This is a genomic window from Gimesia alba (assembly GCF_007744675.1).
GTDB lineage: Bacteria > Planctomycetota > Planctomycetia > Planctomycetales > Planctomycetaceae > Gimesia > Gimesia alba.
This window is the reverse complement of the sequence record NZ_CP036269.1, coordinates 279794-297787: the sequence shown is the minus strand read 5'-3', so window position 1 is coordinate 297787 and position 17994 is coordinate 279794. Positions and strand designations below refer to the sequence as shown.

The 17994-nt window shown below is 47.1% G+C and carries 13 protein-coding genes; 6 read left to right on the top strand and 7 right to left on the bottom strand.

Going from position 1 to position 17994, the window contains the following annotated elements; all coding sequences use genetic code 11:
• Positions 1–565 precede the first annotated feature (565 nt).
• The 3 genes from Pan241w_RS01180 (at position 566) to Pan241w_RS29230 (ending at position 3800) form a co-directional block, all read left to right on the top strand.
• A complete protein-coding gene (locus Pan241w_RS01180) occupies positions 566–1636 on the top strand; it encodes a DUF1559 domain-containing protein (RefSeq protein ID WP_145209725.1) in 1071 nt (356 codons plus the stop codon).
• Between the two features lie 870 nt (positions 1637–2506).
• Positions 2507–3550, top strand: a complete 1044-nt coding sequence (locus Pan241w_RS01175; protein ID WP_145209722.1) for a DUF1559 domain-containing protein — start codon at positions 2507–2509, stop codon at positions 3548–3550.
• 94 nt (positions 3551–3644) lie between these two features.
• The gene (locus Pan241w_RS29230; RefSeq protein ID WP_198000252.1) at positions 3645–3800 is read left to right on the top strand and encodes a hypothetical protein; all 156 of its coding nucleotides are present in this window, start codon (positions 3645–3647) and stop codon (positions 3798–3800) included.
• A 416-nt stretch (positions 3801–4216) separates the two neighbouring features.
• Here Pan241w_RS29230 and Pan241w_RS01170 read toward each other — a convergent pair whose 3' ends face one another.
• From Pan241w_RS01170 to Pan241w_RS01145, 6 genes are all read right to left on the bottom strand, one after another.
• Entirely contained in the window at positions 4217–5278 is a 1062-nt protein-coding gene (locus Pan241w_RS01170) for a DUF1559 domain-containing protein (protein WP_315940503.1), read from the bottom strand.
• 684 nt (positions 5279–5962) lie between these two features.
• A complete protein-coding gene (locus Pan241w_RS01165; RefSeq protein ID WP_145209719.1) occupies positions 5963–6403 on the bottom strand; it encodes a carboxypeptidase regulatory-like domain-containing protein in 441 nt (146 codons plus the stop codon).
• Positions 6404–6533: 130 nt separating this feature from the next.
• Positions 6534–7538: a DUF1559 domain-containing protein gene (locus Pan241w_RS01160; protein ID WP_145209716.1), complete on the bottom strand. Its 1005-nt coding sequence runs from the start codon at positions 7536–7538 to the stop codon at positions 6534–6536.
• 583 nt (positions 7539–8121) lie between these two features.
• Positions 8122–8580: a carboxypeptidase-like regulatory domain-containing protein gene (locus Pan241w_RS01155; RefSeq protein ID WP_145209713.1), complete on the bottom strand. Its 459-nt coding sequence runs from the start codon at positions 8578–8580 to the stop codon at positions 8122–8124.
• Positions 8581–8758: 178 nt separating this feature from the next.
• Positions 8759–9742 carry a DUF1559 domain-containing protein gene (locus Pan241w_RS01150; protein ID WP_145209710.1) on the bottom strand — a complete coding sequence of 328 codons (984 nt, stop codon included), beginning with the start codon at positions 9740–9742 and terminating at the stop codon, positions 8759–8761.
• Positions 9743–9868: 126 nt separating this feature from the next.
• Positions 9869–10858: a DUF1559 domain-containing protein gene (locus Pan241w_RS01145; protein WP_145209707.1), complete on the bottom strand. Its 990-nt coding sequence runs from the start codon at positions 10856–10858 to the stop codon at positions 9869–9871.
• Between the two features lie 406 nt (positions 10859–11264).
• On the opposite strand from Pan241w_RS01145, the gene hisF reads away from it, so the two are divergent.
• Positions 11265–12062 (top strand): imidazole glycerol phosphate synthase subunit HisF, encoded by a 798-nt coding sequence (gene hisF / locus Pan241w_RS01140; protein ID WP_145209703.1) that lies wholly within the window; start codon positions 11265–11267, stop codon positions 12060–12062.
• A 236-nt stretch (positions 12063–12298) separates the two neighbouring features.
• Positions 12299–13453 carry a type IV pilus twitching motility protein PilT gene (locus Pan241w_RS01135; RefSeq protein WP_145209700.1) on the top strand — a complete coding sequence of 385 codons (1155 nt, stop codon included), beginning with the start codon at positions 12299–12301 and terminating at the stop codon, positions 13451–13453.
• 85 nt (positions 13454–13538) lie between these two features.
• Here the strand turns inward: Pan241w_RS01135 and Pan241w_RS01130 are convergent, their stop codons facing one another.
• The gene (locus Pan241w_RS01130; RefSeq protein WP_145209697.1) at positions 13539–14468 is read right to left on the bottom strand and encodes an SMP-30/gluconolactonase/LRE family protein; all 930 of its coding nucleotides are present in this window, start codon (positions 14466–14468) and stop codon (positions 13539–13541) included.
• A gap of 338 nt (positions 14469–14806) precedes the next feature.
• On the opposite strand from Pan241w_RS01130, the gene Pan241w_RS01125 reads away from it, so the two are divergent.
• Positions 14807–17809 (top strand): PVC-type heme-binding CxxCH protein, encoded by a 3003-nt coding sequence (locus Pan241w_RS01125; RefSeq protein WP_145209694.1) that lies wholly within the window; start codon positions 14807–14809, stop codon positions 17807–17809.
• Positions 17810–17994: the final 185 nt, after the last annotated feature.

The window sequence follows — 17994 nt, the reverse complement described above, 5'->3', positions numbered from 1 at the left end:
ACATCACAAGTTGATCTAAGTAGTTTTATTTTAATTTCTTATGAACCGAATCAACACCCGTTTGTCCATTTGATTTACCTGTCTGGCACCTCAACGATGACAATCACTGACAAGAATCGCATTAATCCATGAGGCAAATTCCTCAAATATATCTGTAAAACAATTGGTTCACTTAAACATAAAACATGTCAGTAGATATGTGTTTCGTAGAATAATAGAACCTGAGAAATTCAGTATTACTCCAATTAAATTATTGACAAATTAATATTTTGTCTTTTAATGAAGTTTCTTAATGCAACAAATCGAACAGGCTTTCGCCATTAAAAAATGTGAATATTTCTCTGTCAGTTCTGGCAGTTAATTCGTCGTTAAGTACAAATTTCGTTCTCTTATCTTTTAAATTAGTCGCTCTTTACAGCTAACTGAAATTTGTTTGCGCACGGTTTCTTCTTTGTTTGCATCTATAAATGCTGTGTGCATTTTCATATTCACTTCGCTTGAGAGCCGGATGAGAGTTCGAGATGGTCATCATTTCTCTTATTTCTCTATTTTTCCGGAGGTGAAGATGAGACGGCTCACAAGAAAACGGGGTTTTACCCTGATCGAGCTCCTGGTGGTAATCGCCATCATCGCGATTTTGATTGCCCTACTTTTACCAGCTGTGCAACAGGCACGCGAAGCAGCCCGTCGATCGACGTGCAAGAATAATCTGAAACAGATTGGCCTGGCACTACACAACTACCATGACAGTCACCGTGTCTTTCCGATTGGTGCAAATAATGTTGGGAGTGGCAACTTCGTCGACGTCAATCCCCAACCGACGCTGGCATTAAATCACACTGGCTGGTTGATGTTACTGCCTTATATGGATCAGGCACCGCTTTACAACCAGCTCAATTTGAGCATTGCCACCAATGGGCATTTTGGCTCCCCTTCGAGTTCCACTCCCAATTCGATTACAGGAGTCGCTGGAGGATGGCCGAATGCCAATAGTTCCCTGGTCCAGACGATTCTACCCGTTCTGCTTTGCCCGTCTGATGATGGGGAGACGATCGAAGTCAGGACTGACGCAGCCAACTATATTGCCAATCATGCGAGAACCAATTACCTGTTCTGCGCTGGCGGGCATGGTAATGGATGGTCTGGCGGGAGACTTTGGTCAATCTACCAAACCAGTGCCAGTAATCTGGCTGACGGACGCACCGGCATTCGTTACCGGGGTATGTTTGGTTACAACGGGGCAGCCAAAATCAAGGATGTCAAAGACGGAACCAGTACAACAATCGCTGTCTGTGAAGGCGCCATCAATGGCCGCACTAACGATGCATATACGCCGATCTGGGCCGGGTATCGTCGCTATGGCACCTTCGCTGTGAACCACCCCAATATTGATGCCAATCACATCAATAATGCACGGTACCACATCAATGGCCCTCTGCATGTACCCGGAATGACAAGTTCCGGTTCCACTGCCGATAGACGTCATCATGTGGGCGTTGCCTCCAGTGTTCACGAAGGGGGAATTCATGTTTTGATGGGAGATGGCTCCGTACGGTTCCTCAGCGAAAACATGGATAAAAACACCTACGCACTACTGACACGTATCAACGATAGCGAAGTCTTAGGCGAGTATTAATTCAATCTGGTTCCCATTCAGGGGCTCCGTGTATTAATTTTTAGTCTCAGCTCTAAGTAATTCATTATCTGTTGGTTACGTCAAAGGAGAACATTGTGAAACCGTTTCACAAGATGCTGCCGTTTTGCTTAAGTCTTGTATTTCTATTTTCAATAACAGCTTGTACCGGGAGCTCCAAAGGCGCTCCTGATGAAAGTGAAACTCCTGTCGAAGTCGGAGATGAGGATTCCCTGGCTCTGCCGCCAGAATAAGTGATTGACACACGCTTCTAGCTTATGGGCCTCGCTCATCTATTATCTACTTGTCACTCTTTTACTTAGCCAGCTGCTTCTTAACCTGAAGCAGCTGGCTTTTTTACGTCATCTCGATCAAAAGTTAAAAAATTGTCTGAGAAACTTATTTTCTTCAATACCACGGGTCGCTTCTCGGGTTCAATCTTTCGATGTCTACCAACATTTTTAGAAAATTGTGAATTTTTATAAACATAAATCACTCAGGACGATACTCTTCTTGCGTAGCAGCTGAAGCTTGATACTAAAAAGTGTTTCCTATTTTGTCGTATTGACAAATTACTTGTTTGGTTTTAATAGAGTTTAATTCCTTACATATCCGAGCAGTCTTTCGCCTTATATTGTTCTGTAGCTAAATTATCTGCCAATTCTGGCATTTATATACTGTGACAAAGTTGAGATTTCGTACTCTTATCATGAAATGAGTACCCAGCATATCAAGATGAAGACTTAGGAACGTACGCTTTTGTTTATTTCTTTAAAGTGCTGTGTCACTTTCTGCTTTCTATCTATTTGAAATCAGGATGAGAGTTCGAGTTCTATTTTCCTTTCTCGAAATTCTTTCTATCTGGAGATAAAGATGAGACGGCTTGCAGCAAAACGGGGTTTTACCCTGATCGAACTCCTGGTGGTGATTGCCATCATCGCAATTTTGATTGCTCTCTTGTTACCCGCAGTCCAACAGGCACGTGAAGCTGCCAGAAGATCCACGTGTAAAAACAATCTAAAACAAATCGGTCTGGCATTGCACAATTATCATGAAACTCACCGCGTCTTCCCATTGGGAACGGACAATGCCGGAAGCTCCAATGTTACCAATCAGACTCTCGCGTTAAATCATACCGCTTGGCTGATGTTACTCCCTTTTATGGACCAAGCTCCACTTTACAATCAGTTCAATTTTAATATCGCCACCAATGGCCAGTTTGATGGTACTTATAACTGGACCGGCGTCGCAGGTGGATGGCCGAATGCAAATAGCGATCTGGTAAAGACAATCCTGCCCGTGCTTCTTTGCCCTTCTGATGATGGTGAGACGATTGAAGTGAGAACGGATACAACAAACTACTTTGCAGACCATGCCAGAACAAATTATCTGTTTTGTGCTGGTGGCCATAGTAATGGATGGCCCGGTGGATCGATCTGGTCTGCCTATCAAACGAGCTCCAGTAATTTGGCATCAGGAAAAACCGGAATCCGCTATCGAGGCATGTTTGGTTTCAATGGAGCCGCAAAAATCAAAGATGTCAAAGATGGTCTCAGCAACACAATTTCCGTTTGCGAAGGTGCCATCAACGGGCGTACCGATGATGCCTACACCCCTATCTGGGCTGGCTATAGACGGCATGGTACATTCGCCGTCAATCACCCCAATATCGATGCCAACCATATCAACAATGCACGCTACCACATTAATGGCCCTGTGCATGTACCGGGAATGACAAGTTCCGGGACCACTGCAGACAACAGACATCATGTAAACGTGGCTTCCAGCGTTCACGAAGGTGGGATTCATGTTTTGCTGGGTGATGGATCCGTGCGTTTTCTCACCGAAAACATGGATAAGGACACCTATGCATTACTAACACGTATCAACGATGGTCAGGTCTTAGGCGAGTACTAAATTTGTCCTGAATCTCTCAGTAGAGATGATCTGTTTGAAATCAGATCTGGTCTCTTGACATTTTTCGTCTGGCTAAATTTTAAAGGAGATCATTGTGAATCAGTTTCACAAGGTTCACCCTCTGGTGTTAAGCATGATTTTACTGTTGCCCATTTCAGGATGCTTTGGAAGCTCGAAAGAAACTCCTGAAGATAATGAAAAACCTGTGCAAACCGGAGATGAGAGCACTTTGCTACTTCCGCCGGAATGAGTAACACGCTGAATGAGCTTCTCGCCAGCTGCATCGATAAGGGAGCAGCTGGCTTTTTTGCGTCAACATGTCGTACCAGGATTATTTCTTCGTTTTATCCAAGTCTGCTGTTGCCCCCTCCGCATTTAATCCGGGGTCGGGTTGAGTGGACTCTGCGTTATTAGCATTTCCACAGGCAGATACAATCAGACACATAAATAGAAAACAGAGACCCGCGAACTTGCGTGATAATTTGCTGGTGAGTTGCCTCATGATCCTCCCTTTCGACTAACACGTTCCAACAGCCTAACACTGAAAGAAACGTCTCTCTGGATTATTTTTTCAGGAAACCCGCGCTCCTTTTCTATGGGGAGCGCAGGTGAGAAGGTACTCGATCTGTGTTCTGAGCCAGACTGACCCCAAGAACAACAGTTCGTTTAAAACTCGCCGACTGTTAAACCGTCGTTTCGATGATGTAATCTCTGGTAAACGCCCCAATGATTTGCCAGATACGATTTATCATTCCATCCACCACCCGGAACACCGGTCGCACAGGCATTCGGATCATTACTCCACTCACAGCCACAGCCTTGAACAGCACACGTAGAACCGCTTCTGGTCGAAACGATATGCTCGATATTCTCCGAGATGAATCGGACGGCGCCATCAGCCATCAGAAAGTGCGCGCCCCCAGTATGGGTACTCCCAAATCGCCAGTTGGTAGAAGTCATGCCTGATTTGAGTTGATTGGTCATCGGATAGAAACCGGCTGCCATAAACCAATCCCAGCAGCAGGCAGTATCATTTCCCGGGCTGGAAGTTGTGTAGGTATTGTGTTGCAGTCCCAACCAGGAACCACCGGTCCAAACCTGATAGGATCTTTCACCGACGGCAATGGTATTTGAAGTTCCGTCTTTGAAACTGGAAACTTTAGTGGGACGTGCGGGATCCATTGTGAAAAATCCACCAGAGACAATCGCAGTGCTACTGTCGGAGTTTTGAAATCCTCCCGCACTACCAGCGTAACTGGTACTGGGGATAGAAGTCATGTAATTGGGGGTACCTGAAGCGTGGACGCTTCGTACCGGAGCACGATCAGTGTCGCTGGGACACAAGACGCCGGCAATGCCACTCAATCCCTGAATGACCGTTTTGTTCGTTCCCTCAAATATTCCAATATTAAAATTGAGCTGATTATAGAGCGGTGCCTGATCCATGTAAGGCAGAATCATCGCTCCCCAGCTTGCCGCATTCCCTAACTCATTCGATCCAACCCTGCCCCGAATTTGTGCCGGAGGGAATAATCCGAAGGTCTCATGATAATTGTGCAACGCCAGACCAATCTGTTTCAGATTATTTTTACACTGCGTTCGACGAGCTGCTTCTCGCGCCTGTTGCACTGCAGGCAGGAGTAAAGCAATTAAAATGGCGATAATAGCAATCACCACCAACAACTCAATCAGCGTAAACCCACGCCTCTGTAAAGAATTCAATTTCACGTCTCTGCTCCTTAGAAGAATAAAGAATAAGAAATGACAATCGCGACAAAACACAGCTTGCTCTAGAATTGAGCTGAAATTTTCCATCAACGAAAAGAGACTCTTAGATCAAACTCATCAACAGACATCAGACAAGAATTCTTAAACTCGCCTGCATTCAATCAGTCCGTTACCTTCGTTTCGGCCTGATTAATACAAAAGTCCATTAATATACATTAGGTTAATTTATGAGTCTACAGAGGTACCTGTCTAACTGTCAATAGTTTCATTCTTGAAACCATATTCTTTGTAAACTTGTATATTTTTTCTAAGTATTTTCCTTTACATCCTGATATTATGCCTGATTTGAAAGTGTGAGATCATTCCCTTAGATCAGGGAAGAGAAGAGGCGGGGCTGTATGTGAAAGAGTGGGACTCTCATTCCTCTAAAACACTTCATGGACAAGGAGTGTTGAGTAGAGTGTGTGATAGACTCAGGGGAAGGTTCTCTCGATAGAGATTAGACCGTATTTGGCAGGCTATAGAATGCACTGGGTGCGTATCGTCTGTGATTTCGGGTGTCTAAAATGAACAAGGGCAGATCTCTATAGAGACCTGCCCTTGTTGGACTACAGGGATCAATTAAATTGCGTTAAGGTATCTCAGCCTCAGGCAGACATCCTATCAGCTCAAGCTAGATTTGATTCACTTCGTTTTCAATTCAAACTTGAATGGTTCGTTGGTTTTTCCCACTGTCGCAGTGACTGGTGATTGACTCGGATCATTATAAATATCCGGGAGCTGATTCACGGCGCCGACATCAGCTGCCATCTGATCATTTCCAATCGGTGTCCCATCAGGCTTGACCAGACGGGTAAACAACACGCGATACGTTCCTTCTGCAACGCCATCACGTTGATCACGATCTTTGAGTGTAAACTTACCAGACTCATCCGTGGCCCCAAAACCACCATTCCCTTTCGTTGACTTTTCAGGGAAAAAAGTAACTGAAACAGCGGGTAACGCCTCGCCATCCACGGTCACAGACCCAGTCACGGGGTAAACTTCCAAGGTGTTTTCGCTCGCACCACCACATCCAACCAGGCAAAAGAACAAACAGCTCAAAAGTAGTCGATTATGCCACATTACATTAATATCCTGTCCAGTCTGAAAATCAGAAGAAGTACTTAAAACGGAAGCAATAAAGAGATAAACCACGGGCGTGTCAGATAACATCACCCGCGGCTATCTTTGATCAATTTATCCGGATTAGAGCTTAGAATTCTCCAAGCGGATTTCCATCAGAAATGTAGGCCAGGTTATTTCGGGTCGTCGCATCAATGTTTTCACTGATGAATCTGACTGCACCATCGCCCAATAAAACATGAGCTCCGCCTGTGTGTAAGCTACCAACGGTAGACCAGTCTCCCAGTCTTCCTGGTCCTGTGGGACGTTGAAACGGTGGTGAATCCCATGAGCAGCAGGGCCACCAGTTAATTCCACGTGAGTAGGTTAGATCGACGCCGTTCCCCACCCATTTTGAATAACCCCATGTCTGTGAGACACCATTATAGGTCCAACGCAGAGTTTCCCCGACCGCAACCGTGTTACTCATACCGTCCTTGACATCCCGGACTCGGCTACAGGAATCGAATCCAAACATGCGGCGGGTCGTTCGTGAATCACGATCCCAAATCGGGGCACTGCTGGAGGCACGTCTGACACTGAAATCGTAGTTTGTATAAGCACCCGTTTGTGTCGATGTTCCACTAGCTACAGAATAGTTGGCATCTGAAGTGCTGGTGTAATGTGTCTGATTGTCATCGGAAGGACACATGAATGCCGGAATAATCCGAGTGACTACCAAATCATTGGCGTTTCCTGGATCCCCTGGATTCAATCCACCCGGAACGGTCTTACCGTTCAATCGAGCCGTACTGGCAGCCAGACTGAAATTAAACTGATTGTATAAAGGAGCCTGATCGATATAAGGCAGCACGAGCAACCATCCTTTATGGTTGAGGGCTGTTGTATGGTTGGCCGAACTCGAAGTAATACTGGAACTATGGGAAACAGCGTACGGGAATGTCGAATGGGCATCATGGTAGTTGTGTAAAGCTAACCCGATTTGTTTCAGATTGTTTTTACAAGTTGAACGTCGTGCTGCTTCACGTGCCTGCTGAACCGCTGGTAATAAGAGCGCGATCAAAATCGCAATGATGGCGATCACGACCAGGAGCTCAATTAACGTAAAGCCGCGTCTCTTTGTGTGTCGTTGCATTTTCCACCTCCGGAAAAAATAAGAAAGAAATGAAATAAAATTACTCAAACGTGTTTTGGCTCAAACAAAAGAAAACGAGCTTTTGAAATGATCTTAAAATGAACAGCTTGAAAAATAATTAAGAATCTATTTCAAAGACACAGTCTAAATTCGTTAGTGCCACCCACGTAGAATTTGTGGGATTTGAATCAAACACAAACAATTAGATATCTAGACTTACTAAGTAATTCAGCATTAGACAGGGTGAAAAGCGCGTTGATAATACTCAACATCTCCAATTATGTAGATGAAACTTCTTATTTGTCAACATAATTAATGAAGATCGTTAATTTTAAATGAATATTCCTATTTCTGCCTGTTAAACTCCCATTTTCCTTTGAGGCATATCACCCAATCTGTCGAACCAAAATGGAGATCTGATGGAAGTCTGTCTTCCTTGAGGAAACCCACTTTCTAGAGACTGACGAAGATCTATCAACGTAAAAAGGGCAGGCCTTTTGATGGCCTGCCCTCCTTCCAGGGACCAGTGCAGTCATATTCAAATCATGTAACAGAGGCCCGAATTCTGGGTGCTTCCAGCAGATTATTTCGAGGTGATTTCAAAATCAAGTTGAGCACTGGGAGCTTTGACCGTTGCCATCGTAAGATTCATTTCACGATTGGGATTGGTATACTTCTCCGGAAGCAACTGGACTGCTCCCACGTCGGCAGCATCTTTGCCCTCCGGGATCGGACTCCCATCGGGAAGCCCCATCTTAGAAAATGTGACGATGTATTCGCCCGGTTCAATTCCGGGTTTGTTGCTCCGGTGCGTAACTGAATACTTCCCTTCACTATCGGTGACCCCATAACCGCCAGTGCCTGCGGTTTTTTTCCCTGGATTAAAAACGACGGTAATATTGGCGGTGGGTTTTCCGTCCAGCTTGACCGTTCCGGTAACAGGAATCAATTCATCAGGAACTTCTGATGCACTTCCTCCACAACCGGTCACCAGACCTACCATCAATGCAATAATGATGAATTGTTTATTCCATTTCAGCATCTACTTATACTTTCAAAAAACACCTGAAGAGAATGGCTTCTTCCTGATTCAACCCGCTGCAAAGAAAGGAGGCAGCAACTAGCGCATTTTTAGGGTTGGAGAAAATACCGATAAGAAACGTATCTCCTTCCTGCCTTATTTTCTGACAGGAAGGAGACAGAGGTCAATACAGTCAGATTTAGAACTCACCAATCGTATTTCCATCTGCAATATTGGCAAGATTGTTCCGAGTGGTTGTGTCAATATTTTCGCTGATGAATCGCACAGCTCCATCACCCATTAAGACATGCATTCCGCCCGTGTGCGTACTGCCCGGGTCACCCCATTCTCCGAGACGACCTGGTTGATATTGCGCCATTGGTGGAGATCTCCAGGTACAACAACGAAATTCGTTGATTCCCCGGCTGGATTTTAAATTGGTACCCAGCCCGACATGCGAGGCTGCTGCCCATGACTGGCATTCACCATCGTCAACATCCAGAGTGGTTTCCGCCACGGCGACGGAATTGCTTGTGCCATCCTTGACATCTCGAATTTGACATTTTGAGTTCAAGCCAAACATGGCACGTGTGGTTTTGCCTTCCTGGGTCCAATAATTACACCCTCCGGTATCGTGCGCGTTGGTCACACTAAAGCCATAACTGGTTCGGGCTGAGTTCGCTGCACCCGTTCCATATGCAGTGCTGGCAGGGCCATATTGTGCGCCACCGTCATCTGAGGGGCAAATCAGAACGGTAATAATGTTGGTACCTAAAACGGCATTTCCACTCGCGACTGCTCCCCCACCGGCCAGCGGATTAGTAACAGAACCATCTCTGCGGTCTCCGGAAGCAGCACTGAAATTATACTGATTGTAAAGTGGTGCCTGGTCCAGAAATGGTAGCAGATAAAGCCAACCAGTGTGGTTGGTAATGACAGTACCCGTGCCCGGATTACAGGTGCCTGGATTAGCTGTCGCATAAGGGAACACACGATGTGTGTCATGATAGTTGTGTAACGCCAGACCCACCTGCTTCAGGTTGTTCTTACATGTGGACCTTCTGGCCGCTTCACGCGCCTGTTGGACTGCAGGAAGTAATAGCGCAATCAAAATTGCGATGATGGCTATTACAACCAAAAGTTCAATCAGTGTGAAACCACGCATTTTTGCATTAGGCTTCATCTTGTATCTCCTAAGAAAATAAAACACAGAAAAGGGAATTCTTGTGAGGCTGTTTTCGTTCCCTTCAATAAACAGAAATGATTTATAAGTACGTAATCAGAAATTCGCAGTCTTTTATCTCTTTACCTAAAACTCGCCGAGCGGATTTCCATCAGAAATATTAGCCAGGTTATTTCGGGTCGTTGTATCAATATTTTCGCTGATGAAACGCACAGCGCCATCGCCCATCAGAACATGCATTCCACCGGTATGTGTGCTGCCCGGGTCTCCCCATTCTCCGAGACGACCTGGTTGAAATTGCGCCATAGGAGGAGTCCTCCAGGTACAGCAGCGAAATTCATTGATTCCCCGGCTGGATTTTAAATTGGTCCCCATGCCGACGTGTGAAGAAGCAGCCCATGACTGACATTCACCATCGTCAACATCCAGAGTGGTTTCGGCAACAGCGACTGAATTACTCATCCCATCTTTGACATCACGAATTTGACAATTCGAGTTCGTACCAAACATCGCACGATTCGTTTTGCTTTCATTGGTCCAGTAAGTACAACCACCTCCCCAGAATTCGCCGATGCTCACGCTAAACCCATAGCTGGTTCTTGCGGAGTTGGCAGCCCCGGTTCCATAATTTGAACTGGCAGAGGCATACGTGGCACCACCATCATCCGAAGGGCAATACAGAATTGGAATCAGATTGGTACCTAAAACGGCATTTCCACTCGCCACTGCTCCTCCACCTGCAAGTGGATTGGGGCTTTTATTATGGTCTCCGGTCGCAGCACTGAAATTGAACTGGTTATACAAAGGAGCCTGATCCATAAAGGGCAACAGGTACAGCCAGCCGGTATGGTTTGTGATTGTGATCGTTGAAGAACTGGGAACGCAGTTGCCGGGATTGGCAGTTGCATAGGGGAATACGCGATGTGTGTCATGATAGTTATGCAAGGCCAATCCAATTTGTTTCAGGTTGTTCTTACACGTAGATCTTCTGGCGGCTTCACGCGCCTGTTGGACTGCAGGTAATAAGAGTGCGATCAGAATCGCGATGATGGCAATCACCACGAGCAACTCGATCAACGTAAAACCAAGCTTGTGCATGTGAAATTTTCGGTTCATGCTCACATCCTAATCGTCCATATTAAATATCTAGGAAGAACGTCTCTTATGATCTCAATAAATCAGTAATGCTAATACTAAAAATTATTAAATAACGACCTCGCTAATTATAAACCAACTTAACTTAAGTCTATTCGGCCCGTTATGCTAGTCAATATTGGTCACTGGCATTTTGAAAGGTTTCTTCATTTACCACAAAAGGCAGTGACAGAAATCTACTACTCATCCTACACCCGTCTGGCCCACTTATGTCATTTACTCCAGATACTTTAGGGCTTGAATGTAATCAATCGGTAGAGCCTAGGTTTAATCTACGTACCTGGGAAGTTATACTTTATCTCTACGCTGGATTTTCAAATCTGATGGAGCGTAGTCACTCTCTGTATCAACTCTGAGGTTATTATTAATGCTGGCAAAACGAATCATTCCCTGCCTTGATGTCCATGCAGGCCGGGTTGTTAAAGGGGTTAATTTTGTAAATCTGCAGGATGCAGGAGACCCGGTTGAAGTTGCTGCGCGGTATGAAGAACAGGGCGCTGACGAACTGGTTTTCCTGGATATCACCGCCAGCCACGAAGAACGCGAAATCATTCTGGATATTGTTCGGCGGACATCTGAAGTGATTTTCATGCCTCTTACCGTTGGCGGTGGCATTCGAACCCTGGAAGATATTCGCGCCTTGTTAAATGCCGGCTGTGATAAGGTCTCGATCAATTCTTCCGCAGTCAAAGATCCAGAATTGATCCGGGAAGCTGCTTTACGATTCGGTAGTCAATGTATCGTTGTGAATATCGATCCCAAGCGGGTTCAAAAAGACGGAACAGAATTCTGGGAAGTGCACGTTAATGGCGGGCGTGTTCCTACCGGCCTGCAGGCAATCGAATGGGCTCAAAAAGTAGAAGATCTGGGCGCAGGAGAAATCGTTTTGACATCCATGGATGCCGACGGCACCAAAGATGGCTACGACCTGCCGATGACGAAAGCCGTCGCTGAAGCCGTCACGATCCCTGTCGTCGCCAGTGGTGGTGCCGGCTGCCCCGAACACTTGTATCAAGTGCTGACAGAAGGCAAAGCCAGCGCTGCGTTAGCAGCCAGCATCTTTCATTATGGCACTCATCCCGTTGATGAAACAAAACACTATTTAGCAGAACGCGGCATTCCCATTCGTTTCAAAAGTACGGTTTCTCTGACTCCGGGACAATAGAATAACACAACCAGACCTGATACATCCCAAGAGTGACAAATTTACCCCTATCGTGTCAAAAGGGCCTTGCATGTTCTTCCAGAGTAATCAAAATAGTAGTATCGGTCGAATTGAGACCAATTGAGGCAGCGAGGCAATCCGCGTGGGTTCCTTCCCTGAATCCAGTCAGCATTTCATTTCTACTCAGCTACAGGATCGTGTAGCCGAACAGATTATTTGATAAGTGGAGTTTGTTAATGGCGACTACCGTTCCTGCGAAAGCAAAAGACATTTCACCGATCACAGGTCGTGCTGAAAATGAGGTCGACAAAGTCTTCCGTCAGTTAATCAAACATGGCGGCTCCGACTTGCATATGCAGGTCGGCAAGGCACCCATCCTGCGTGTGAAAGGAACTCTGCGCGAACTGCAGATGCCCCCCATTGACCGGGATCAGATGATGGCCTTGTTTGATCCGATGATGGATGAGCGAAACAAGAAAATTTTCGTTGATGAAGGGGGAGCCGACTTTTCTTATGTGGTTGAACATGAGGGTGAAGCCTGGCGTTTCCGTGTGAACTTATTCATCCAGCTGGGCTTTCCGGGTATGGTCTCCCGTAAAATCGAACGCTCGATTCCCAACTTTGAAGGGCTGTACCTGCCTCCCGTGATGGAATCGCTTTGTAAGTTCGACCAGGGGATGGTGCTCTTGGCCGGGGTGACCGGTAGTGGTAAAAGTACAACAATTGCTTCGATGTTGAACTGGGTCAACGACAACTATCGCAAACACATTCTGACCATTGAAGACCCGATCGAATTCGTATACACACAGAATAAATGTCTGATCAATCAACGCGAAGTCGGCATTGATGTGAAAGACTTTGAAATCGCGATGAAACATGCCGTACGTCAAGACCCCGACATCATGCTGGTGGGCGAAATGCGTGACATGGAAACATTCTCGACAGCGATCCACGCTGCGGAAACAGGGCACCTTGTGTTTGGAACAATTCACGCATCCAACGCTCCCAGTTGTATCGGCCGTATTCTCGACCTGTTCCCGCAGGATATGCATAAAGCACTGCGAGGCAGTTTGGCATTTAACATGCGTGCCATCGTTGCACAAAAACTGTTAAAGACCATTGTCGATGCACCGGGCCGTGTGCCGATTGTGGAAATTATGACCTTCAATCCCACCGTGCGAAAACTGGTCCTGGAAGAACAGGATGAAAAACTGGCCGCCGCCATCCGGATCGGTAAGGACGAAGGCATGCAGCAGTTTAACGACAGCTTAAAAGGGTTCATCGACCAGGAATTTATCAGTCGGGCCGATGCCTTCGAAATTTCACCGAACGTGGAAGAATTGAAGATGACCCTGAAGGGAATCGACGTCAAAGGCGCCGCCATTCTGTAAGCCGCGTCTTCCCCGATCAACAAATAAAACAGGCGATGTCTTCAAACGGACATCGCCTGTTTTCGTTTCATTGAAGCCAGCTCGATCAGCGAAACTGCCCGCCTTTCACATTCATCTGCAAACTGTAAACTTTATTTGCACAAGTAAAATACAAGGTCTTGCCATCCACTCCCCCAAACGTCACGTTCGAACAAAATTCCGGGATCGGGATTAAACCGAGCGACTTCCCTGCCGGGCTGGCAACCCAGACACCTCCCCGCCCTGACAGATACAGATTCCCTTTCTCGTCGATACTCATTCCATCCGGGGAATCCTTTCGCTCAGTATCGGGATTGAAAAAGATCTTGCCTGCTCCAACTGTGCCATCTTCCTTGGTCGGGTAACTCCGCCAGAGTTTTTCGTGACTATCACCCACGTAGAGTGTCTTTCCATCATTGGCGGCGATCACGCCGTTGGGCACCGGCATGTCAGTGATGATTTTCTTAACGTCCCCATCAGTCGTCTTGACGTACACGGCACTCGTTTTGCGATTTTTGAAATCGGGGTCCGTAAAATAAATGTTTCCGTTCGGCGTTTGACAAACATCATTCGGCTGATTCCACTTGGAGTTTTGAGCCACGATGATCGTGTCACTGGGACCAGACTCACCAAAGCCATAGCTCATCACATGCTGACCATAGGCCTGTGCACCAAGCATCCGTCCCTTGTTAGAGAGATACGTTCCATTGATGCCTTTTGTCTGATCCAGCCAGATGCTGGCTTTACCCCGCTCATCCAGACGCAAAATTTTAGTGTCTTTATCAACAAATGAGGTGAAGTACAGCTTCTTACCCACCGGGTCCCAGATCGGGCCTTCAAAAAATGCCTTCGCGGCATACTCTTCCTGCAGCTTCGCATTCTCGGCCACAGTCGGCGGGACGGGATGCGTTTCCGCCTTCGGCTCCTGACTAAAGGCTTCGAGCAAACAGACAGAGAAAGAAATCATGACGAGGAGAATCGTAGAGTGTTTAAACATCGGAAACGGTCCTGATTTTGAACGATTTGTGGAAAAGTGCGTTTTAGGATTGAGAAAAGCGCGTCACTTCATCGTAAAGAAAAGCAGCAGCCGAGATCTACTGTGGAGTTCTGATTTTCTATCTCAGCACTCAAGATACAGGCTTACACAATCAAAGAAACCAACAGGGAATCAGCCCTTGATGCTTGATTTTGCCACTCGCTCTCTACAGACTAAGAGTAAGATTCTGAGTTTACTTTATAAAATGAACCGGAATCGGCTCACCAGAAAAAAACGCGATATTCCCACCCGTTATCTGAAAAGATTCACTGAATCATAGACATAAAGGATCAAGAACAATGAACCAGCGATTGTTCTTACTGGCGACGATCACAATCACCTTATCCTCACTGATCATAGCCCAGTCGGCGCCGCCGGTGCCCCCTCCGAAAAACACGGGCGGAGAATTCTTCAACCCTGCCGACTCACTGAAACAATTCACGGTTCCCGAAGATCTCAAAATCGAACAGGTGCTTGCCGAACCTTTTGTGAAGCAACCCATCTTTCAGAATTTCGACGAACGCGGCCGGATGTGGGTTATCAACTACTTGCAGTATCCATACCCGGAAGGTTTACGCATTTTGAGCAAGGACAAACACCACCGCTCTGTCTACGATAAAGTGCCTCTGCCTCCGCCGCATCATGAAAAGGGTGCAGACAAAATTACTATTCACGAAGATACCAACGGCGATGGCAAATATGACAAACACAAAACATTCGTTGACGGCTTAAATATTGCCTCTTCGTTTGTCAAAGGACGTGGCGGCGTCTGGGTTTTAAACCCTCCCTATCTGCTGTTCTATCCCGATCAAGACAACGACGACGTTCCAGACGGCGATCCGGTCGTGCATCTCGAAGGCTTCGGCATGGAAGATACCCACTCGGTCGTCAACAGTCTCCGCTGGGGACCGGATGGATGGCTCTATTCTTCACAGGGAAGTACGGTCTCGGGCAAAGTCAAAAAGCCGGGGCAGAAAGACAGCGAAGCCATCCAATCGCTGGGCCAGTTGATCTGGCGGTATCATCCTGAAAAGAAAATTTACGAAATCTTCGCCGAGGGGGGCGGGAATGCGTTCGGCGTCGAGTTTGATAAAAAAGGCCGACTCTATTCCGGACACAACGGTGGAAACACACGCGGCTTTCACTACACGCAAGGCAGCTACTACCAGAAAGGTTTTGGCAAGCACGGCCCGCTTTCCAATCCTTATGCGTTCGGTTACTTCCAGGCGATGAAACACGCCAAGGTTCCCCGCTTCACACACAACTTCATCATCTACGAAGCAGACACACTCCCGAAAAAATACTGGGGGCATCTGTTTGGCGTAGAGCCACTGCAAGGTCGCGTGGTCGAAAGCAAAATCACTGCGGACGGTTCGTCTTATCAAACCGAAGATCTGCAACGCCCCGTAGCGACAACCGACAAACGGTTCCGTCCCGTCGACATCAAAGTCGGCCCCGATGGCGCGATTTATTTTTGTGACATGTACGAACATCAAATCGCCCACGGCCAGCACTATGCAGGTCAGGTCGAAAAAGGAGACGGCCGCATCTATCGACTCACAGCCAAAGATGCGAAACCCCTTGCTCCCTTTGATCTGGGCAAGAAATCTTCGTTGGAATTAGTTGACGTTCTCGACCACCCCAACAAGTGGTATCGCCAGCAGGCCCTGCGATTGTTCGGCGATCGCAAAGATGCATCCGTCATTCCCGCGTTGAAACAAAAACTGTTTTCCTCAGACGGACAATCGGCGCTGGAAGCACTCTGGGCACTGAATCTGAGTGGCGGCTTGAATGAAACTGTCGCAGCAAAAGCACTGCAACACCAGGATCCATTCGTGCGTGCCTGGACGATCAGATTGTTGTGTGATGAAAATCAGGTACCTGCGAAAATTGGTCAACAATTGATCGCGCTCGCATTAACCGAACCACACGTGCAGGTCCGTAGCCAACTCGCCAGTTCATCGAAGCGACTTCCTGCAGAAACCGGGCTGCCAATCGCCTTTAATCTGCTCAGTCGATCCGAAGATCTGGATGACGTCCATGTGCCGCTGATTCTCTGGTGGTCACTGGAAAAGCGAGCCGAGAAAGACCGCGACGCATTACTGGCTTATTTTTCGAAAGCCGAAGTCTGGCAGTATCCGATCGTCGAAAAATATATCCTGGAACGCATCATGCGGCGGTACGCCTCAACGGGTTCTCGCAACGACCTGATGGTCTGCGCCAAACTCCTGGAGTTAGCCCCCGAAAAATCGCATGCAGAAATCCTGATGTCCGGCTTTGAGACGGCAATGAAAGGCCGCTCCAAAACCAGTTTCCCCAAAGAACTGATCGCGGCAATGTCTAAATACGGCGGGCAATCCATGTCTCTGGGAATGCGTCAAGGCGATAAAGCCGCCATCACCAAGGCACTCAAGATCGTCGCCGATCCCAAAGCCGACAATCAAAAGCGGCTGGACCTGATTCAGATCCTGGGTGAAGTGAAAGTTCCCACCTGCGTACCCGTTCTGTTGAATATCATCAAAAACTCCAGCGACCTGCAGATGCAGATTGCCTCCATCAACGCCCTGCAGCAATACCCGGATGCGACCATCGGCAAAGTCGTCAGTGTCCAGTATCCGGATATGTCTGACGATTTACGAAGTGCAGCCCAGACCCTGGTTTCGATCCGGAAACCATGGGCGCTCGAATTTTTGACTGCCATCGATGCCGGTAAAATCAATAAAGAGACGGTCTCCATCGAAACGGCGCGAAAGATGACCGTTTACAGCGATGAGGCCATTGCAGATCTGATCTCGAAGCACTTCGGTTCGATCGCCGGCGCCACCACCGAACAAATGCAAAAGCAGATCGCCGACAGTCAAAAACTGTTGCAAAACAGCAAAGAAGAGCCAGACCGCTACGCGGGAGAAAAGCTCTTTCAGAAGAACTGTGGTAAATGCCACAAACTGTTCGGCGAAGGAGGCGAAATTGGTCCCGACTTGACCGCCTTCAAACGTGATGATGTTAATCGGATGCTCGTGAATATTGTCAATCCCTCCGCAGAGATCCGTGAAGGCTTTGAAACATTCCTGATCATCACTGAGGATGGGCGAACCGTGAACGGCTTCCTGGCGGATCAGGATAACAATGTCATAGTGATCCGCAGTGCCGATGGGCAGAGTATCACCATCGAACGCGATAACATTGACGAAATGCTGCCGCAGAAGAAATCGTTAATGCCGGAAGGACTGCTCGACAAGCTCTCCGAAAAAGAAGTTCGTGACCTGTTCAGCTATCTGCGGAGCTCACAGCCTCTGCCATAAGCATTTTTGGTCTGAAATCGAACGGCGATTGAGAATACAGGACAACTTGCTAGAATTAAGGCCGGCTTTCAAAACCATTTGAGAGCCGGCTCTTTTTATATTTACTCTAGTAGTCAATCAATCTTGAACTGACAGGAAGTCGCGACGAGCACGCCAACGAGCATGCGGTCCACTCAGACAACGTG